Source organism: Chryseobacterium sp. C2(2020) (assembly GCF_014218915.1).
Classification (GTDB): domain Bacteria; phylum Bacteroidota; class Bacteroidia; order Flavobacteriales; family Weeksellaceae; genus Chryseobacterium; species Chryseobacterium mucoviscidosis.
Window position 1 is genome coordinate 37,827 of sequence record NZ_JACLCT010000010.1, and the last position, 20,313, is coordinate 58,139.

Here is a 20,313-nt window from a genome sequence, read left to right on the forward strand (position 1 = left end):
ATTATCAATGAAAAAGTTCACAATAGTTTTTAAAAATCTTTGATTTTTATTCTTTTGAGCGCTTTGATTATTAATGAAATTCGCTTTAACATTGTCTTTTGTGCCTTTTGTGGTTAATTTTGAAATTACTTTAAACAACTTTAATATTTATATTTAAATAAAATACAAAATATTGGAATTTTTGCTGGATCTTTTGGGAAATTTTATTCGGTGGGTATTTATTTACCGCTGCAATTCTGAGAGCATGAACAAGAAATACAGCTCCCACCCAAAATCCGAAGGATTAAAAAATACTTTAGCAGGAATTATATTCATTGTTTGTGCCACAATTATCATTTTATATTTTTCATAAAAAAAGACCACCTTTCAGTGGTCTCCGTTTATTCTTTGATTAACTGTTCAAAAGATGTTGAACCATCTTTCAACGTAATTTCCAGATAATAATTTCCAGATTTCAAGTCGGAAATATTCACTTCTTTTCCATCAGCTTTTATGGTTTTTACCTTTCTTCCGGTAGATTCGAAAACATCAATATTTTTTATTTTATCGGCATCTTTGAAATTAATGGTTTCTTTTGCAGGATTTGGATAAAGAACTACTTTTTTGCTTTGTGCAGCGACTTCTCCGGTTGCTAAAACAGCTCCCATCGTAAGAGAAGCGTAGCCTCTGTTTGAAGAATGGTAAGATATTCCCGTTCCTCCTGCAGTTCTTGCATAGAAAATATTAATGGTTCCCGCAGAATTAGGAATGGCAAAGTCTCCGGTTCCTCCGGCAAGAGATCTTGTAGCCACTACTGTTCTTGTACTTCCCGAAACGGTGTTTGAAACCTGAGTCCAATCCTGCGTAGCATCTGCAGAAGGTGAGGAAAATCCTACGAATGTATAATCTCTGTTTGAAGATGAATTGTAAATAAATCCATCTGATCCGTTTGCCATTCCGCTTGATCCGAAACCGATTCCGAGCATAGAATTGCTGTCTCCGGTTAAAGTAAGCGTAGCGGTAGTTGCATTCGTGTCTAATTTCACCGTCATTGCAGCAGCCGATAAATTAACTGTACCCGACGAAAACTGCGCTCCTACAGAAATTGCAAGAGCCATTGATAATGTGAGTAAAACTTTTTTCATATTTTAATTTTTAAGTAGGTTAATTATTTCTTTATTGTTTGTCTGTAAAGCATACTCAAAAGGAGTCATTCCCTGTGCATCCTTTATGGTTTTGTCGGCTTTGTATTTCAGCAGTAATTCCGTCAGTTCTTTATTTCCGAATTTTACTGCCCAGAATAAAGGAGTCGATCCTGTAGCATCCGCAATATTCGGATCTGCCTTTTTCTCTAAAATATAGGTTACCAGATCTTTGTTATATTTTACGGAAAGTCCCGACAAAGCTGTTCCTTCACGGCTTTTATAATTAATGTCCTTTACATTGTCCATCAAAAATTTGGCAACGTCTACATTCCCTCTGTAGCAAGCCAGAATTAAAGGAGAAAAACCGCTTTCATTAGCTTGGTTAATGATGTCCGGATTCTGTTTCATCATATCCTTCACTTCAGCAACTGTACCGCTTCTTGCCACATCAAAAATAGATTTTGCTTTTTCCTGAGCAGTTGCCAAAGTAAAACTGAGAAACATTCCTAACAATAAAATTAATTTTCTCATTGTTTTGTAAGAACATAGTTGTATTGAACATTCACGTTTTCAGCAATCTTTTTAGATACCATTTTCGGAATGGTTACTTTATGATCGGCTGTTTTTGCTACAAATCCTCCAGACATATAAATTTTCCCGTCTTTGGCATAAATGGTTGCCGCAGAATTGTACGCCTTATCTACTCCATGAAAATTTAATTTTCCCTGAACGGTATATTTTTGTGGCGTTGCGGATAATTTGGATTTATCAAAATTCAGAATTTTTCCGGTGAAGGTTGCCTTTGGATATTTCGCCGTTTCGGCATAGCTTTCATTGAAGTGTTCTTCCATTAATTTTGTTTTGAAATGGAAGTTTTTCACGACAGAAACTGATGCAAAATCTCCTGTATCGGCATTGATTACCGCGACGTTATTGTCGTCCTGTGCAAAAACATCTTCAAATAGAGGTACAGATGCTTCAAACGTTACTTTTCCTGTTTTAGCCATATATTTTTGGGCAAAAGCAAGATTGGTGAATAATAACGCTGTTATAAATAAAAATAGTTTTTTCATATTAATTTCTAGTTTTCGAGAAGCCCGTCGGCTTTCCATTTCGTGATGATCGTAATTTGTGAGGGCGATAAACTTCCGCCTTGAGGCATTTTTAAAGGATCTCCGTTAGCGCGGCTTATTCTGTCTATAACGTTATCAATATTTGCTTTCACCTGAGAGTAGTTTGCCAGCGCCTGAACTCCCGGTGAATGACAACTCACGCAATTGGCATCCATAATGGGCTTTACGTCTTTATTGTAAGTTACCACTTCTGCAATCGGAGTATTATCCGAAATTTCCTCATACGTTCTGCTTTCACAAGCCGTTAATACTAATGCTGATGAAACGATGTATATCAATTTTTTCATACTCTAAAATACTCTGTAAAGATTAAACCCAAAGAAAATCTGCCCTTTATCCCATTTTCCGGCGGCATTGGTTAGATAACCAATATCCGAATTCAGTTGGGAATTGGTGAATAAAAGCTGGAACACGTGTCCCCCGGTTTCTATATCCATCCCTAAAGAAAGCGGATTTTTGTAGAAACTGTGATTGTCGAAATTCACAAAATATTCTGCATTAATAGAAACTCTTTTGGAGATTTTATAACGCCCTCCCAAACCTGCCAAAAACTGGTTTTTGTCTTCAATAGTAGGTTCGTAAAGATTTTTGTGAACGTATGACGGTGTTAACTGAAGAGAAAATTTATCGCTGAATCTTCTGGAAATTAAAGCCTGTGTAAGGTAAGAAAGTCTGTCCCCAAACTGAAGATGCGGATAATTATCTTTACTGAGATCTGTATTTACAGCCAGAACATTGTAGCCTACAACGTCTACGGGAAAGTTTTCGCTCTGTTTTACGAGCTTGTATTTTACTCCGCCTTCGAAAGTTTTAAGGTTGGTTTCTCTGGAAAGGCTTACTGAGATCCCTTCTGTAATGCCATAAATGACGCCGAGTTTTGTGGAAGCATCATCCAGCCCGAAGAAGTCTTTAAAACCTTTGCTTACATCACCGAAACGGTGTGCCACAACAATATACCATTCATTCTTTGCGGGAAGTTTGGTAGATTGCCCGGTTACAATTTGTAAAGCTTTAAAAGCGGGTTGGGAAACATCGGTGTTTTTCGTCTGAACGGTATCAATATCTTTCAGCAGGTCTTCCTGTGCAAAGGAAAAAACTGAAGCAAACATTGACAAAAATAAGAGAGTTTTTGTCATACACATTTATTTAAATTAGTACAACAAACTTATCGACTTATCGAGTTAAAATTGTGTGATAAAAGTCACCGACTGTATTGTTTTTATCAATGAAAATGTTAAAATAATTAAATATCATTTATTAGCCTTGACTAACATTTTCATTTACAGGTATTTTTATGCCTTCTTTGGTCTGAATAATTTCGCCTTCGTTTTCTATTTTTTTAAGAACACGGCTTACTACTTCTCTTGAAGTTCCCAAACTGTTTGCAATTTCTCTGTGGGTAAGTTTGATGGGATTGTTTCCGGTTGCTGAAATCTGTTGTTTTATATAGTTTAAAACTCTTTTATCCAACTTATGAAAAACGGCATCATTTACCATATTCATCACATCAATAAATCTTTTGTCGTATTCTGAATAGAAAAGCCTGTTGATTTCCGGAAACTTAATGAGCCATTCATGGACAACGGATACAGGGAACAGCAATACTTCGGAATCTTCTTCCGTAACGGCGTAAATGCGGCTTGTGCAATCTGTAAAGATTGAGGAGAATGTCATGAGACAACTGTCATTAGAACGGATATAATAATAAATCAGTTCGCGACCGTCATTCAGGCTGAAAACCCTTATGGAACCTTTAATAAGGAACGGAACAAATTTATTTTTCTGTCCTTCTCTTACGATCTCGGTTTTCGCTTTAATTTCTGTAACGATGGCGTGTTTATCCAGCTCTTTTAAAAAATCATTTCCTAAAAAGCCAAATTTGTTAATAATAAACTGATTATTGATCATATTCTTTATATCCTTTCTAAAAACAAATTTAAAAAAATATCAATATAAGAATGAAGAGAATGCGAAACTATTCATCATTTAAAAGAAAAAAGCTGCTCCACTTTTGTGAAACAGCTTTCTTTATTTTTGAGAGTAAATCTTAAGCGTTTACGTTGTTTCCTCCTAATACGAAAGGCTCAACTTCTTTGATTTCTCCGAATTGCTGCTCGTAGTTAGCAATGTTTTGCTGAAGAGCAGAAAGTACTCTTTTAGCGTGAAGCGGAGCAAGGATAACTCTTGATCTTACTTTAGCTTGTTGTACTCCCGGCATTAATTGGATGAAATCTACTACAAACTCAGATGGAGAGTGGTTTACTAAAGCTAAGTTAGCATAGATCCCCGCTGCTACCATTTCGTTTAATTCGATGTTGATGTTTCCGTCTTGTGGATTTTGATTGTTGTCCATTGTTATAAAATATTTTTTATTCGAAATTTTGAGGTTGTGAAAATATAAAAATAAATTCAAACCTCAAATTTCCGAATCATTATTTTTAGTTAAGATCTTCGAATTCTTTTTTAGAACCTACGATCACATTTTGGTATTCTTTAAGACCTGTACCTGCAGGAATTCTGTGTCCTACAATTACATTTTCTTTAAGGCCGTTAAGATCATCTACTTTACCAGCAACTGCTGCTTCGTTAAGAACCTTAGTTGTTTCCTGGAACGATGCTGCAGACATAAACGATTTCGTCTGAAGAGCTGCTCTTGTAATACCCTGTAATACAGGTGTAGCTGTAGCCGGTAAAGCTTCTCTTACTTCAACTAAAGCCTGATCTTCACGCTTCAGTTTAGAGTTTTCGTCTCTTAATTCTCTTGCTGTAATCATCTGACCCGGCTGGAATACTTTAGAATCTCCGGCATCTACTACGACTTTCAGACCGAATACTCTGTTGTTTTCTTCCAAGAAGTCATACTTGTGTTCAAGAGCACCTTCAAGGAACTGAGTATCACCTCCATCAACGATAGATACTTTTGTCATCATCTGTCTTACGATGATTTCGAAGTGCTTGTCGTCGATTTTTACCCCTTGTAAACGGTAAACTTCCTGAATTTCGTTTACTAAATATTCCTGAACCGCAGTTGGACCTTTGATTCTTAAGATATCGTCCGGAGTAATGGAACCGTCAGAAAGTGGCGAACCAGCTCTTACGAAGTCATTCTCCTGTACCAAAATCTGGTTGGATAATTTAACCAAATAAATTTTTCTTTCTCCAGTTTTAGCTTCAACGATCAATTCTCGGTTACCTCTCTTGATTTTTCCGTAAGAAACTACCCCATCGATTTCTGTAACCACCGCCGGGTTTGAAGGGTTTCTTGCTTCGAATAATTCGGTAACTCTCGGAAGACCTCCGGTGATATCCCCTGCTTTTGCAGATTTTCTCGGGATTTTGATTAAGACTTTACCAGCCTTAATTTTTTCACCATCGTTTACCATTAAGTGGGCTCCTACCGGTAAGTTGTATGCTTTCTGCTCAACTCCTTTAGAATCTACCACCTTCAATGTAGGTACGGCTTTCTTATTTCTGGATTCAGAGATTACTTTCTCTTCAAATCCTGTCTGTTCGTCAATCTCCAGTTGGAATGAAACCCCTTGGATGATGTCTTCATATTCTACCTTACCGGCAGTTTCTGCAATGATAACCGCGTTATACGGATCCCACTTACAGATTACATCGCCTTTCTTCACTTTATCACCTGGTTTTACAGATAATATGGAACCGTAAGGTACGTTAGCTACCATTAACGGAGTTCTGGACTCGTTATCAGCAACTAATCTGAATTCTGTTGAACGGGAAACTACAACTTCAGCAGTGTTACCGTTTTCATCTTCAGAAGTAATTGTTCTTACCTCATCCATTTCAACGATACCGTCTCTTCTTGCAACGATTGATGGGTTTTCTGATACGTTTCCTGCAGTACCCCCTTGGTGGAAGGTTCTCAACGTAAGCTGAGTTCCCGGTTCCCCGATGGATTGTGCTGCAATTACACCTACCGCTTCACCCATATGGATCATCTTCCCTGTCGCTAAGTTTCTACCGTAGCATTTTGCACAGATACCTTTTTTAGCTTCACAAGTAAGTGGTGAACGAACTTCAACTGCTTCTAATCCTGCTTCTTCGATTCTCTTCGCTAACGCCTCACTGATTACCTGATCTGCTTCAGCAATTAATTCATCACTTTCAGGATCATAAATATTATGTAAAGAAACTCTACCTAAGATTCTTTCAGAGATTCTTTCAACGATCTCATCATTTTTCTTAAGTGCGGTAACTTCTGTTCCTCTTAAAGTTCCACAGTCGTCTTCTGTAACGATAACGTCCTGTGCAACGTCTACCAATCTTCTCGTTAAGTAACCTGCATCGGCAGTCTTAAGAGCGGTATCCGCAAGACCTTTACGGGCACCGTGGGTAGAGATAAAGTATTCTAGGATGGAAAGACCTTCTTTAAAGTTAGCAAGAATCGGGTTTTCGATGATCTCCGCTCCGGTAGAACCAGCTTTTTGCGGTTTTGCCATCAAACCTCTCATCCCTGATAACTGACGGATCTGTTCTTTAGAACCCCTCGCTCCGGAATCAAGCATCATGTATACAGAGTTGAAACCTCCCTGATCGGTTTTCATTCTTCCCATGATCATCTCGGTAAGGTTGGCGTTGGTTGTAGTCCAAACGTCGATTACCTGGTTATAACGTTCTGTATCTGTAATAAGACCCATGTTATAGTTGGCTCTAATTTCATCTACTGTTCCGATAGAATCTGCAATCATCTGCTTTTTCTCAACAGGAACCACGATGTCTCCTAATGAGAAAGAAAGACCTCCTTTGAATGCGTTTGAATATCCTAAATCTTTCATTGCATCCAGGAATTTCACTGTTGTAGGGAAATCTGTATCTGCAAGAATTTTACCGATAACGTTTCTCAATGATTTCTTCGTTAAAAGCTCATTGATATATCCTACCTGCTTTGGTACAATCTGGTTGAATAAGATTCTACCTACCGTAGTTTCAATTAATCTTGTTACGATTTGACCTTCTTCTTTTACCGGAAGTCTACATCTTACTTTAGCATTTAAAGATACTCTTCCTTCCGCATAAGCGATTTCTGCTTCTTCAGGAGAATAGAATGCCAAACCTTCACCTTTTACTTTCATATCTTCTGTAGAACTCAATTCTTTGGTCATGAAATAAAGACCAAGAACCATGTCCTGAGAAGGTACCGTAATTGGAGAACCGTTTGCCGGGTTCAAAATGTTTTGAGAACCTAACATCAATAACTGAGCTTCAAGGATTGCTTCTGGTCCTAGTGGCAAGTGTACCGCCATCTGGTCACCATCGAAATCGGCGTTGAATGCTGTTGTTACCAACGGGTGAAGCTGAATTGCCTTACCTTCGATCATCTTAGGCTGAAATGCCTGAATACCCAATCTGTGAAGCGTAGGTGCTCTGTTCAGTAGAACAGGGTGACCTTTCATCACGTTTTCAAGGATATCATACACTACCGGCTCTTTTCTGTCGATGATTCTCTTAGCAGATTTTACTGTTTTTACAATTCCTCTTTCAATCAGTTTTCTGATGATGAACGGTTTGTACAATTCCGCAGCCATATCTTTAGGAATACCACACTCGTGAAGCTGTAAGTTTGGACCTACAACAATTACGGAACGCGCTGAGTAATCTACCCTTTTTCCTAATAAGTTCTGACGGAAACGACCCTGCTTCCCTTTCAATGAATCTGAAAGTGATTTCAACGGTCTGTTTGATTCAGATTTTACTGCTGAAGATTTTCTTGTATTATCGAATAGTGAATCTACAGATTCCTGAAGCATACGCTTCTCGTTTCTTAAGATTACTTCAGGAGCTTTGATCTCCAATAATCTCTTCAAACGGTTGTTTCTGATGATTACTCTTCTGTAAAGGTCATTTAAATCGGAAGTTGCGAAACGTCCTCCATCCAACGGAACCAATGGTCTTAGTTCTGGTGGAATAACAGGAAGTACACGCATGATCATCCACTCCGGTCTGTTGATCATTCTTGTATTAGCACCTCTCAATGCTTCTACAACGTTCAATCTTTTCAGAGCTTCCGTTCTTCTTTGTTTTGAACCTTCGTTGTGTGCTTTGTGTCTCAGGTCGAAAGACAATGCATCAAGGTCGATTCTTTTTAGTAATTCTTCAACCGCTTCCGCACCCATCTTAGCAATGAATTTGTTCGGATCAGAATCATCAAGATACTGGTTCTCGATCGGAAGAGTTTCCATGATGTCAAGGTATTCCTCTTCAGTTAAGAATTCCATATTTTCGAAATCAGAACCGTCTAATTTTTTAGCAATACCCTGCTGGATCACTACATATCTTTCATAGTAGATGATCATATCCAATTTCTTGGAAGGAATCCCTAAAAGGTAACCGATTTTGTTCGGTAAAGAACGGAAATACCAGATGTGCGCAATTGGAACTACCAGGTTGATATGCCCGATTCTCTCTCTACGTACTTTTTTCTCCGTAACTTCTACTCCACAACGGTCACAAACGATCCCTTTGTAACGAATTCTCTTGTATTTACCACAAGCACATTCGTAATCCTTTACAGGACCGAAGATTTTTTCACAGAACAAACCGTCTCTTTCAGGCTTATGCGTTCTGTAGTTAATAGTTTCCGGCTTAAGAACCTCCCCTCTCGATTCCTGAAGAATAGATTCGGGTGAAGCTAAACCGATGGTTATTTTATTAAATCTACTTGATTTATTTTTATTTGACATTTGTTAGATTTTAAATTTTAGATTTTAGATTTTAGATTAATTTCCGAATGTTTCCATTCAGTATTTATAATTTAAAATTTAAAATTATTCCTCTAGTCTTACGTCTAATCCAAGACCTTGTAGCTCGTGAAGTAGTACATTGAATGATTCCGGAATACCTGGTTCAGGCATTGATTCACCTTTTGCAATAGCTTCGTAAGTTTTCGCTCTACCAATAACGTCATCCGACTTCACGGTAAGGATCTCTCTCAGGATATTGGATGCTCCGAATGCTTCAAGAGCCCAAACCTCCATCTCTCCGAATCTCTGACCTCCGAACTGAGCTTTACCTCCTAACGGCTGCTGAGTAATCAATGAGTAAGGGCCGATAGAACGTGCGTGCATTTTATCATCAACCATGTGACCTAGTTTCAACATATAGATTACCCCCACTGTTGCAGCCTGAGTAAATCTTTCTCCGGTACCACCATCGTAAAGGTGAGTGTGACCGAATTTAGGAAGACCTGCTTTCTCAGTGTATTCAGTAATCTGGTCTAAGCTAGCTCCGTCGAAGATTGGCGTCGCGAACTTCAATCCTAATTTCTGACCAGCCCATCCAAGAACTGTTTCATAGATCTGACCGATGTTCATACGCGAAGGTACTCCAAGTGGATTCAGTACGATATCTACCGGTGTTCCGTCTTCAAGGAATGGCATATCTTCTTCACGAACGATTCTCGAAACGATACCTTTGTTACCGTGACGACCCGCCATTTTATCTCCTACATTCAGTTTACGTTTCTTAGCGATGTACACTTTAGCCAACTTCATGATCCCTGCAGGTAGTTCGTCTCCGATTGAAATTGCAAATTTCTCACGGTTTTTAACCCCTTGAATGTCGTTGTACTTGATTTTGTAGTTGTGAATTAACTGTTTGATTAATTCATTTTTATCGTTATCAACTGTCCAGTCTGAACCGCTAACGTTTACATAATCTTCAACTGAAGTCAACAATTTGTGAGTGAACTTCACCCCTTTACCGATGATTTCTTCATCAAGGTCGTTTTTCACACCCTGAGAAGTTTTACCGCTTACAAGCGTGTTTAATTTTTCAATTAAAGTGTTTCTCAAGTCATCAAACTTAGCCTTGTAAGTGTTTTCAATTTCTTCAAGCTTAAGTTTTTCTTCAGTTCTTTTCTTTTTATCTTTAATGTTTCTTGAGAACAATTTCTTGTCAATAACAACACCTCTTAATGAAGAATCTGCTTTCAATGAAGCATCTTTTACATCACCGGCTTTGTCACCGAAGATCGCTCTCAAAAGTTTTTCTTCAGGAGTCGGGTCAGATTCACCTTTTGGAGTAATTTTACCAATCATGATGTCTCCAGGCTTCACTTCAGCACCGATTCTGATCATCCCGTTCTCGTCAAGATCTTTGGTAGCTTCTTCAGAAACGTTCGGAATATCTGCTGTCAATTCTTCCATACCTAATTTGGTATCACGAACCTCAAGAGAATATTCATCTACGTGAATTGAAGTAAACCAGTCTTCACGAACTACTTTTTCGTTAATTACGATCGCATCCTCGAAGTTGTATCCTTTCCAAGGCATGAACGCAACCACTAAGTTTCTACCAAGAGCCAATTCTCCTTTTTCAGTAGCATAACCGTCGCAAAGTACCTGTCCTTTTTCCACTACATCACCTACTCTTACGTTTGGTCTTAGGGTAATGGTAGTACTTTGGTTAGTTTTTCTGAACTTAGTTAAGTTATATGTTTTAGTAGCAGACTCGAATTGTACTAAATCTTCGTCTTCGCTTCTTTCATATTTAATAACGATTCTGTCGGCATCTACATACTCTACAGTACCTGTACCTTCAGCGTTAATTAAGATTCTTGAATCTCTTGCAACCTGCTGCTCAAGCCCTGTACCTACAATCGGAGCCTGTGGCTTCAATAGAGGAACTGCCTGACGCATCATGTTCGATCCCATCAACGCACGGTTCGCATCATCATGCTCCAAGAAAGGAATTAATGAAGCAGAAATACCAGAGATCTGGTTTGGTGCTACGTCGATAAGGTCTACCTGAGATGGCTCAACTACCGGATAGTCACCATCTAATCTTGCAATAATTCTGTCTGTTTCGAATTCACCGTTGTCGCTTAGTTCAACGTTTGCCTGAGCAATTACTTTAGATTCTTCGTCTTCTGCATTTAAGTAGATAGGATTTGCATTAAGCTCGATTTTACCATTTTCTACTTTTCTGTACGGAGTTTCGATGAAACCTAATCTGTTGATTTTCGCATAAATACCTAAAGATGAAATCAAACCGATGTTTGGTCCTTCCGGAGTTTCAATCGGACAAATTCTTCCGTAGTGTGTATGGTGAACGTCTCGAACCTCGAAACCTGCTCTTTCTCTTGATAAACCTCCAGGTCCCAATGCAGAAAGTCTACGCTTGTGCGTGATTTCTGATAGTGGGTTGGTCTGATCCATGAACTGAGAAAGCTGGTTGGTACCAAAGAACGAGTTGATTACTGATGTTAAAGTTTTCGCGTTAACAAGATCAAGCGGAGTAAAGATTTCGTTATCTCTAACGTTCATTCTTTCCTTGATTGTTCTTGCAATTCTTGAAAGACCTACCCCGAACTGTCCTGCTAATTGCTCACCAACAGTTTTAATTCTTCTGTTTGATAAGTGGTCGATATCATCCACCTCCGCTTTAGAGTTTACCAATTCGATCAAGTGTCTTACGATCGCAATGATATCTTCTTTTGTAAGAACCTCAGTTGTTGTAGGAATGTTAAGACCTAATTTTTTGTTTAGTCTGTAACGTCCTACTTCACCTAATGAATATCTTTGCTCTGAGAAGAATAATTTTTCAATAATTCCTCTTGCTGTTTCCTCATCTGGCGGATCTGCGTTTCTTAACTGACGATAGATGTACTCTACTGCCTCTTTTTCAGAGTTTGTAGGGTCTTTCTGTAATGTATTCTGGATGATAGAGAACTCGTTGCTGTTTTCTTTGTGAATCAGGATTGATTTCACACCTGCATCAAGAATAAGATCCAAATGTTCTTTTTCAAGAATCGTTTCTCTGTCTAAGATGATTTCGTTTCTTTCGATAGAAACAACCTCACCTGTATCTTCGTCTACGAAATCCTCGAACCAAGTGTTCAATACTCTCGCAGCCAATGTTCTTCCTTCTACTTTTTTAAGGGCAGCTTTAGAAACTTTCACTTCTTCAGCAAGGTCGAAGATCTGAAGGATATCCTTATCAGACTCATAACCGATCGCTCTTAATAAAGTGGTTAATGGTAATTTTTTCTTACGGTCGATATACGCGTACATTACGCTGTTGATATCTGTCGTAAATTCCATCCAAGATCCTTTGAAAGGGATAATTCTTGAATAATAAAGTTTAGTTCCGTTTGCGTGGTAAGTCTGTCCGAAGAATACCCCCGGAGATCTGTGTAACTGAGTTACGATTACACGCTCTGCTCCATTGATAATAAATGAACCAGACGGCGTCATGTAAGGAACCGGACCTAAGTATACATCCTGAACCACAGTCTGGAAATCCTCGTGTTCAGGGTCTGTACAATACAATTTAAGTCTTGCTTTAAGAGGAACGGAATACGTTAAACCTCTTTCCACACACTCATCGATTGAATAACGTGGAGAATCTACCAGATAATCCAAAAATTCCAATACGAATTGGTTTCTTGAATCGGTAATCGGGAAATTTTCCTGGAATGTTTTGTACAATCCTTCGTCTCTCCTGTCTTCAGGAAGCGTATCAAGCTGAAAAAACTCACTGAAAGACTCGATCTGGATATCCAGAAAGTCCGGAGTGATGATTTTTCCTTTCGCTGAAGAGAAATTTACTCTCTGATTTCCCCTAGTTGTAGGTGTTGTTTTACTCATAAAACTTTTAAGAAAGGTTAAAAAATATTTTGATTCATTAAAAAATATCAGAAAGAAGAGTTTGAGAGCAGAAATTGTAAAAGACCTTATAATATTGGCGCTATTAAGAGACAGTCTTTTATTTTTTCCTTTTGATTCTCAGAATCTTATTCCTAACTGCAACACTGGTATATCTTTTCACAGCGTAATGCAAAATATTTTTATTACTTTTGAGGCAGATACCGCCGTAATATCTATACACACGAAATCTCTTTCATGGAAATGAAAGAGGTGATATTCAATATTTTATAGATTTACAAACAATTATTCGCGCCAAAAGAGACTGCAAATCTACAACATTTTATTTTCATATACAAATAAAACAACTTCATTCTGAAGATGTTAATTGTTTTTATGATTTTCCTATTGCCTTATCGTTGTGGTTTTAAAATTTCGATTTCATTATTAATTATACTGTTCTTTAAAGCAGGAGATCGCTAAGATTCTTTTTAAATATCAACTGTTTTCTAATCTGTATACCTTATTCATTCAGCAAAAACTCAAACTTTTTTAATGATGAAAAATTTTGGGACAGTAATATTTTATTTCTATACATTTTTTACACAAAAAGGTCATCCAAAAATATGGATGACCTACCCTTAATAAAAAAAACTCAATCTTAAAATCATTATAATAACCTAAGATTTAGCTGTATTTTGATGTACGACCGATTTTATCGAAATAGATTAGCAGATGATCAATATTCGAAAAAGCCGTCATAATATATATTTACTGCAAGAAACTAAGAATAATTACTATTTGTTTACGGTAATTACTTTTTTTATAAAGTTAATTAAAAAAAATCAATAAAACATTTAATTTCAGATATTTAAAAACATAAGTCATTCTTGCGAATGACTTATGTGTAGAAACGCTTTATTTATTGAAATTACCTCACGATGACTTTGTATGATTTTACAGTCGTTTTTGTTTCTACTTTTATAATGTACATTCCTGCCGGTAAAGAAGAAGTAGCAATTTCGGTATTTCCTGAAAATTTACCTGAGCGGATTAATTGTCCCTGAGCTGAAAACAATGTATATGTACCTTCTTCATCAGATTTTACATTTAAATCTTCACCTGCTTTTACAGGATTAGGATAAATTTTAACATCATTTGCTACTGTCTTTACTTCTCCCACAGAAGCTTTAGCTGCAATTGCACTGTTTTTCGCAAATGAAGAATATGGTGAAAGAGGGGAATTCGGAGAACCTTTCGCAATAAGATCCGTATCTACAACCGCCTGAATTCCATCTGCATCTGCATCGTTTATTCTCGAAATAAATCCTTCACCAAGATCATCCAGATTATCTTTTCCGATGGTATAAAGATCGAAGTCAATATTATTGGATTTCAAATCCACAAAATCCGGTTTATCGTCTCCATCCGTATTTTTTAAAGGGTATTTCATAACGCCTGAATCCGGAGATGTTTCCAGAATATCTGCAATTCCGTTATTTCCTACCGCAACGCCGCTGTCGATAATCCCATTGTGATCTGCATCGATCTGATCAATAACTGAAGTTGGAATTCCAGATTCAAATAAATCTAAAATGCCGTCGTTATCAGAATCAAGATCAAGATAACTTGAAATTCCGTCTCCCAGTTCTGCAATAACCAGTTTGTTTCCGTCTACATCATCATCTTCAAATTTTCCGTTTCCATTAAGGTCTTCCCATGCATCCGGAATGCCGTCGTTATCAGAATCATTATCACAAGCATCTGCAACACCATCTCCATCGCTGTCTAGCGCAGAAGATTTATCATTTACCACAGAACATCCTTCAGCACAATCCGGAATTCCGTTTCCGTTGTTATCAATACTGTCGTTTCCGTTCGGACATTTATCGTTACAGTTCGGAACACCATCCTGATCGTCATCAAGCTGAACAAATGCATTATAAATGTAGTATTGCTGCGCCAAAGTGATTCCTATTCCGGGATTGATTTCAATTTTCATTCTGTCGAACGCTTTTGTTGCTGTAAAACCAACATAAAACTGATTGGAAGCCGAAGTAATAAACTGTCCGCTGAATAAACCTCCCGAAGTTCTGGATTCTGTAACCGTTGTTCCTTTATAAAAAGTAATGGTAATATAATCTAGAGCATTTATAGTTAACAAATTAGCACTTTTCGTTAAGGTAAATCCGCCGAAAGTTCCGGCAGGATATTCTCCTGTATTGCTTTTAACGGTTAACCTAACTGTTGGAATTAATAAATTGATTGGAGAAAAATTTACTGTTGCAAAATTTGTTGTGTTGGTATCTACAACATTTCCCGTGTTGGTAATATTGGTTAATCCGAAAATCGTTCCGGAAGCACCTGTCCATGAAGCACCCTGTACAATATCTCCTAATCTTGAAGTTCCCGAAGTCTGAATATACTCATTACAGTCGCAATCCTGAGGTTCTTCGAAGGCATAAAATACTTTTAAAGCTCCGAAATTCACACCTACTGTCTGCGTAATTTTTAATCTTACTTCATTAAAAGGCTTGGTTGTATTGAGGGAAATTTTTTGTTTGTTGGAACCGAATCTTAACACTTTGATATTAATCAGCCCTCCTCCATCAAATAAGTTTTTAGAATCCTGTAACTGCCCGAATAAATAGGTTTCAATTGTTATATTTTTCAAAAATTCAGCACTTAGCAATTTACCCTGATCGTCCGGTTCAATAACAAACCCTGTTTTATTTCCTGCGGGATAAACCTGATTCTTATCTAAAACACCTACAGAGTATGATCCCAACAAGCCTGCCGGTAAAACAACAGAACCGTAAGAACTTTTATCTCCGTCGCCAATCTTTTGCCTGTCGACCACGAAAGAAAGAGGTGCTAAAAAGCTGCTGCTTCCTGAAACATTTCCATCTACACCGCTTCCTGCAATAATATCATCACAGATGCCATTATTATCTACAGGAACTTTATTGGGATCAAAAGCAAATGCATAATAAATATTCAGGGCACTGAATATAGAAAGGGTGTTAACCTGATACAGTCTTACTTCGTTAAAATCTTTAGTTGTTTTAAAGTGAAGGAAAATTCTTGTTTTGGTTCCTCCAAATGCAGGAACAGACAGTAAAGTTGCACTATTTGAAGATTCCTGAAGAACTCCTGCTTTATAAGTACTGATTCTTAAGTTGCTTAAAAGACTTGCCGTAAAAACGCTGGTTCCTAAATCTACATTAAAACCAGTAATATATCCTGCAGGATAATTGGTGTTTGTATTTTTAACAGAAACTCCGTTTCCGCTTACCAAGGTGGTAAAGCTTCCCATACTTACGCTGTTATCCAAATTGGCATCAATAAGGGGATTTGTGCTTCCGCTGTAACAAGCCAGGCATATTCCGTTTGCGTTAAGTGGTTTTGCTTCCACTCCCATTCCTCGAATCGGTGTGTAACCCTGTCCGAAAATCTTTACAGACAGCAGAAACAGCATGAGAAATGCTGTAATTTTCGTAAATAATTTTTTTGTCATTTTTATAGATTTTAAAGTTTGTGTATTTTTTAGAATTGTTGCCACGCATATACTCCTGCGGAAATTCTGCATCCGTAAAAGTTTCCTGTATTTCCGGATTTACCGTAAACAATAGTTCCTTCATTACTTGCGTTACAGTCTGAAGTTACAGGTACACCGGTGGCTTTAATTAAAATCCCTTTACTGATTTCAAGATCCGGAATATTAGTTCCGTTGGGAGTCATATTTACACCAACGTCCGTAATTGCTGTTCCAATTACACCCTGTCCGGAAAATGCATGTGAGGTATTGGCATAAACAGTCTGATTGGCAATGGTTGCACTTGCATTGGTTCCGAAAGCTATTGCGCCGGCTGCTCCGCTTGCAACATTGGCATTTCCAAATGCATAATTATTGCTCGTTACGTTATTTCCTGTTCCAAAAGCAAAACCACCGGAATTCACATTGGAGTTTCCAACATTGATTCCGCTGACGTTAGATCCGGAAGTTCCGTTATTATTTCCCAAAACAATGGTATTGGCTCCTGTGGCAAAATTGTTGTTCCCTATTGTTTTTGCTCCGCTTAAAGAACTGTTTGCTGCTCCTATTGCCACACCCGGAAAGTTGGCAGCCTGCGCAGCAACGGTATTTTCTCTTCCTAAAGCGATGTTGGACGAGGTATTGTTTGATAATGTATTGTTTGAACCCCAAGAAAGTGATGCATAAGGAGCTGAAGTATTGGCATTTCCACCTCTAAGATTACCATTAACATCCAAAATTGCTTTTACGGTATTGTTTGTTGTAAATACTAAATTCTGACTGTCGGTAGTTCCTAAAAAGTTTCCGGAAGAAACAGCAGTCCCTAAAGTTGACGCAGAAGCCGTAGTTCCTGAATTTCCGGTTGTTTTCCAATCTGAAGACTGTGACTGAAGAAACTGAATCCAAACTGAGCCATCAAAATAATAATATCCTGTGCTTGTAACATTGGCGGTCTGACCTGAAGGTGCTGTATCAGGAATTGTTACATAAACAATTGCACCAGTCTGAGCTGTAGAATAGTTTTTTCCCTTAAGTTGATCTCCTGTAATTCGCGGTGCAATAATTCCATCAAGTTTATTTGGATTTGAGGGCGCTCCCACAACATCGAGAGTTGCTTGTCCCAAATTAGTATTAATGCCTACTTGTGCGTTTAGCATGCAACTGAAAATTGTCAACACGGATAATCCGAATAATTTGTTTTTCATTATATGATATTTGTAGTTTTTGAAAGATTACATGAAAAGTTATTTCATGCCTGCTGTAAAGATAATTTTACAATGTGTGATAAAATTAGCAGTGATGTAATTTTATAAGTAAAAATTTTTAGATGATATCTGTTGATAAAGAGAGGAATTTAACAGCTTTGCTGTATTAAAATACTTCAACAAGATCATGTAAAGAATAAGCGGCACATTAATGTCCGACAGAAAATAATTTATATCCAAGGCTGTGTGTTTTACGGATACAAATATAGTATATTTTCAATTAAATTATAAATTTTTATTAAAAAATTTAGCAATATAAATAATTTAACACATAATAAACAAAATAAAAAAGCAAAAATTAAAAATAATTTAAAAATAAAAAATTACAATTGCTTTTTTTTAGTTCATAAATATTTATAGATATTAAAATGAATTTTTTTACCCAATAAAAAAAGCCTGAACATTTTGTTCAGGCTTCTATTTTTAATGTAAACTAGAATTATTTCAATTCTACTTCAGCACCAGCTTCTTCTAATTGCTTCTTAAGAGCTTCAGCTTCGTCTTTAGATACACCTTGCTTCAATGGAGCAGGAGCACCGTCTACGATATCTTTAGCTTCTTTAAGACCAGCACCAGTTAAATCTTTTACTAATTTAACGATCGCTAATTTAGAAGCACCTGCAGACTTAAGAATTACGTCGAATTCAGTCTTTTCTTCAGCAGCTTCACCAGCAGGACCAGCCATTACTACTGCAGCAGCAGCAGGCTCAATTCCGTACTCATCCTTAAGGATAGCAGCTAATTCGTTTACGTCTTTTACTGTTAAGTTTACTAGCGTTTCAGCTAAATTTTTTAAATCTGACATTGTTGTAATGTTTTTGTTGATTATTGATTATTTTTTGAGTGTAAATTATTCAGCAGCTGGAGCTTCTCCTTCAGCAGCCGGAGTTTCCGGAGTTTCAGTAGCAGGAGCTTCTTCTACTGCAGGTGCGGCTTCTTCAGCTTTAGCTTCTACTGTCTCAGGTTTGTTTTGAAGAGCAGAAACAACTCTCTGGATTGGAGACTGAAGTAATCCGATGATTTCACCGATCATTTCTTCTCTAGACTTGATGTTAGCTAACATCTCTAGGTTATTGTCACCTACATAGAAAGTTTCCTGAACGAAAGCAGACTTTAACGCCGGCTTTTCTTCTTTCTTTCTGAAATCTCTGATTAATTTTGCTGGAGCACTTGCGGTCTCAGCAATCATAATTGCAGAATTTCCTTTAAAAGACTGGAACATCTCAGAGTAATCTACTCCTTCAATCTGCTCCATTGCTTTTTGCAAAAGTGTATTTTTAACAACTTTTACTTTGATATTTTGCTTGAAAGCCTGTCTTCTAAAGTCAGAAGATTTTCCAGCGTTCAAACCTTCTAGATCTGCTACGTAAACTACTTTTGCATCCTGAAGCAAATCTTTGATCTCTTGTATTGCTACAACTTTTTGGTCTTTTGTCATTGTCTTAGGATTTATAATTAGTTAACAGATTTAGTATCGATTGCAATACCAGGACTCATTGTAGAAGAAAGATAGATAGACTTCACATAAGTTCCTTTAGCAGCAGTTGGCTTCATTTTGATCAAAGTAGAGATCAATTCCTGAGCATTTTCCTTGATTTTAGCAGCATCGAAAGATACTTTACCAATACCAGCGTGGATAATACCGTATTTATCAACTTTGAAATCAATTTTACCAGCTTTCACTTCAGTTACTGCTTTACCAATTTCCATAGTTACAGTACCTGATTTAGGGTTTGGCATTAAACCTCTTGGTCCTAATACTCTACCTAATGGTCCTAATTTACCCATTACAGCCGGCATCGTAACGATAACGTCAACGTCTGTCCAACCTTCTTTGATTTTTTGTAAATATTCATCAAGACCTACATAATCAGCACCCGCTTCTTTAGCTTCTGCTTCTTTATCTGGAGTTACTAAAGCCAAAACTTTAACATCTTTACCAGTTCCGTGAGGAAGAGATACAACACCTCTTACCATTTGGTTTGCTTTTCTTGGATCTACCCCTAATCTTACAGCGATATCTACAGAAGCATCAAACTTTGCAGTATTTACTTCTTTTACAAGAGCTGCACCTTCTTCAAGGTTATAGATTCTTCCTTTTTCTACTTTGCTTAAAGCTTCCTTTTGCTTCTTTGTTAATTTTGCCATTTCTTTAAGTTTTAAGCGTTAAAAGTTGGTTTAGTTCCTGTTACTCTTAATCCCATAGATCTTGCAGTACCTGCAACCATAGAAACAGCTGAATCCATTGTAAAGCAGTTAAGGTCTGCCATTTTATCTTCAGCAATCTTTTGAACCTGAGCCCAAGTTACAGCACCTACTTTGTTTCTGTTCGGTTCTCCGGAACCACCCTTGATCTTAGCCGCATCCATTAACTGGATTGCTGCAGGAGGAGTTTTGATTACGAATTCAAAAGATTTGTCTTCGTATACTGTAATAACTACAGGTAAAACTTGTCCCGGCTTATCTTGAGTTCTTCCGTTAAATTGCTTACAAAACTCCATGATGTTCACACCTGCAGAACCCAAAGCTGGACCTACTGGTGGAGAAGGGTTAGCTGCGCCACCTTTCACCTGAAGCTTTACCATTTTAAAGACTTTTTTAGCCATTGTTTGTTTTTTAAATTTGAATAATTAATGAGTTTGGAAGCAT

The 20,313-nt window shown here is 37.4% G+C and carries 15 protein-coding genes; all 15 read right to left on the minus strand.

The window, feature by feature from the left end; all coding sequences use genetic code 11:
* Positions 1-380 precede the first annotated feature (380 nt).
* Complete coding sequence (locus tag H6W52_RS07855) at positions 381-1,124, minus strand: T9SS type A sorting domain-containing protein (protein WP_087707463.1); 744 nt, start codon at positions 1,122-1,124, stop codon at positions 381-383.
* 3 nt (positions 1,125-1,127) lie between these two features.
* Positions 1,128-1,655, minus strand: coding sequence for an ankyrin repeat domain-containing protein (locus tag H6W52_RS07860; protein ID WP_116097658.1), 528 nt, complete (start codon positions 1,653-1,655; stop codon positions 1,128-1,130).
* On the minus strand, positions 1,652-2,197 hold the full coding sequence (locus H6W52_RS07865) for a YceI family protein (RefSeq protein ID WP_116097660.1): 546 nt from the start codon (positions 2,195-2,197) through the stop codon (positions 1,652-1,654). The genes H6W52_RS07860 and H6W52_RS07865 overlap by 4 nt, the downstream gene beginning before the upstream one ends.
* A gap of 8 nt (positions 2,198-2,205) precedes the next feature.
* A complete protein-coding gene (locus H6W52_RS07870) occupies positions 2,206-2,544 on the minus strand; it encodes a c-type cytochrome (protein WP_087707472.1) in 339 nt (112 codons plus the stop codon).
* Between the two features lie 3 nt (positions 2,545-2,547).
* Complete coding sequence (locus tag H6W52_RS07875) at positions 2,548-3,393, minus strand: DUF5777 family beta-barrel protein (RefSeq protein WP_116097662.1); 846 nt, start codon at positions 3,391-3,393, stop codon at positions 2,548-2,550.
* 121 nt (positions 3,394-3,514) lie between these two features.
* The gene (locus H6W52_RS07880; protein ID WP_116097664.1) at positions 3,515-4,165 is read right to left on the minus strand and encodes a Crp/Fnr family transcriptional regulator; all 651 of its coding nucleotides are present in this window, start codon (positions 4,163-4,165) and stop codon (positions 3,515-3,517) included.
* A gap of 139 nt (positions 4,166-4,304) precedes the next feature.
* Positions 4,305-4,610, minus strand: coding sequence for a DUF3467 domain-containing protein (locus H6W52_RS07885; protein WP_029295596.1), 306 nt, complete (start codon positions 4,608-4,610; stop codon positions 4,305-4,307).
* A gap of 85 nt (positions 4,611-4,695) precedes the next feature.
* A complete protein-coding gene (rpoC, locus tag H6W52_RS07890; protein ID WP_116097666.1) occupies positions 4,696-8,961 on the minus strand; it encodes a DNA-directed RNA polymerase subunit beta' in 4,266 nt (1,421 codons plus the stop codon).
* An 84-nt stretch (positions 8,962-9,045) separates the two neighbouring features.
* Entirely contained in the window at positions 9,046-12,867 is a 3,822-nt protein-coding gene (rpoB, locus tag H6W52_RS07895; protein WP_116097668.1) for a DNA-directed RNA polymerase subunit beta, read from the minus strand.
* Positions 12,868-13,795: 928 nt separating this feature from the next.
* Positions 13,796-16,381, minus strand: a complete 2,586-nt coding sequence (locus tag H6W52_RS07900; RefSeq protein WP_116097670.1) for a T9SS type A sorting domain-containing protein — start codon at positions 16,379-16,381, stop codon at positions 13,796-13,798.
* 29 nt (positions 16,382-16,410) lie between these two features.
* The gene (locus H6W52_RS07905; protein ID WP_116097672.1) at positions 16,411-17,604 is read right to left on the minus strand and encodes a hypothetical protein; all 1,194 of its coding nucleotides are present in this window, start codon (positions 17,602-17,604) and stop codon (positions 16,411-16,413) included.
* Positions 17,605-18,103: 499 nt separating this feature from the next.
* Positions 18,104-18,469, minus strand: coding sequence for a 50S ribosomal protein L7/L12 (gene rplL, locus H6W52_RS07910; protein WP_087707490.1), 366 nt, complete (start codon positions 18,467-18,469; stop codon positions 18,104-18,106).
* A 45-nt stretch (positions 18,470-18,514) separates the two neighbouring features.
* A complete protein-coding gene (gene rplJ, locus H6W52_RS07915; protein ID WP_116097674.1) occupies positions 18,515-19,102 on the minus strand; it encodes a 50S ribosomal protein L10 in 588 nt (195 codons plus the stop codon).
* Positions 19,103-19,119: 17 nt separating this feature from the next.
* Positions 19,120-19,812 (minus strand): 50S ribosomal protein L1, encoded by a 693-nt coding sequence (rplA, locus tag H6W52_RS07920; RefSeq protein ID WP_029295585.1) that lies wholly within the window; start codon positions 19,810-19,812, stop codon positions 19,120-19,122.
* 11 nt (positions 19,813-19,823) lie between these two features.
* Positions 19,824-20,270 (minus strand): 50S ribosomal protein L11, encoded by a 447-nt coding sequence (gene rplK / locus H6W52_RS07925; RefSeq protein ID WP_076390708.1) that lies wholly within the window; start codon positions 20,268-20,270, stop codon positions 19,824-19,826.
* Positions 20,271-20,313: the final 43 nt, after the last annotated feature.

Excerpts from the sequence above, each read along its gene's own strand:
- H6W52_RS07880 (WP_116097664.1), bottom strand. The coding sequence starts at position 4,165 with ATGATCAATAATCAGTTTATTATTAACAAATTTGGCTTTTTAGGAAAT.
- H6W52_RS07855 (WP_087707463.1), bottom strand. The coding sequence starts at position 1,124 with ATGAAAAAAGTTTTACTCACATTATCAATGGCTCTTGCAATTTCTGTA.
- H6W52_RS07875 (WP_116097662.1), bottom strand. The coding sequence starts at position 3,393 with ATGACAAAAACTCTCTTATTTTTGTCAATGTTTGCTTCAGTTTTTTCC.
- H6W52_RS07905 (WP_116097672.1), bottom strand. The coding sequence starts at position 17,604 with ATGAAAAACAAATTATTCGGATTATCCGTGTTGACAATTTTCAGTTGC.
- H6W52_RS07870 (WP_087707472.1), bottom strand. The coding sequence starts at position 2,544 with ATGAAAAAATTGATATACATCGTTTCATCAGCATTAGTATTAACGGCT.
- rpoB (WP_116097668.1), bottom strand. The coding sequence starts at position 12,867 with ATGAGTAAAACAACACCTACAACTAGGGGAAATCAGAGAGTAAATTTC.
- H6W52_RS07860 (WP_116097658.1), bottom strand. The coding sequence starts at position 1,655 with ATGAGAAAATTAATTTTATTGTTAGGAATGTTTCTCAGTTTTACTTTG.
- rplJ (WP_116097674.1), bottom strand. The coding sequence starts at position 19,102 with ATGACAAAAGACCAAAAAGTTGTAGCAATACAAGAGATCAAAGATTTG.
- H6W52_RS07900 (WP_116097670.1), bottom strand. The coding sequence starts at position 16,381 with ATGACAAAAAAATTATTTACGAAAATTACAGCATTTCTCATGCTGTTT.
- H6W52_RS07865 (WP_116097660.1), bottom strand. The coding sequence starts at position 2,197 with ATGAAAAAACTATTTTTATTTATAACAGCGTTATTATTCACCAATCTT.
- H6W52_RS07885 (WP_029295596.1), bottom strand. The coding sequence starts at position 4,610 with ATGGACAACAATCAAAATCCACAAGACGGAAACATCAACATCGAATTA.
- rpoC (WP_116097666.1), bottom strand. The coding sequence starts at position 8,961 with ATGTCAAATAAAAATAAATCAAGTAGATTTAATAAAATAACCATCGGT.
- rplA (WP_029295585.1), bottom strand. The coding sequence starts at position 19,812 with ATGGCAAAATTAACAAAGAAGCAAAAGGAAGCTTTAAGCAAAGTAGAA.
- rplK (WP_076390708.1), bottom strand. The coding sequence starts at position 20,270 with ATGGCTAAAAAAGTCTTTAAAATGGTAAAGCTTCAGGTGAAAGGTGGC.
- rplL (WP_087707490.1), bottom strand. The coding sequence starts at position 18,469 with ATGTCAGATTTAAAAAATTTAGCTGAAACGCTAGTAAACTTAACAGTA.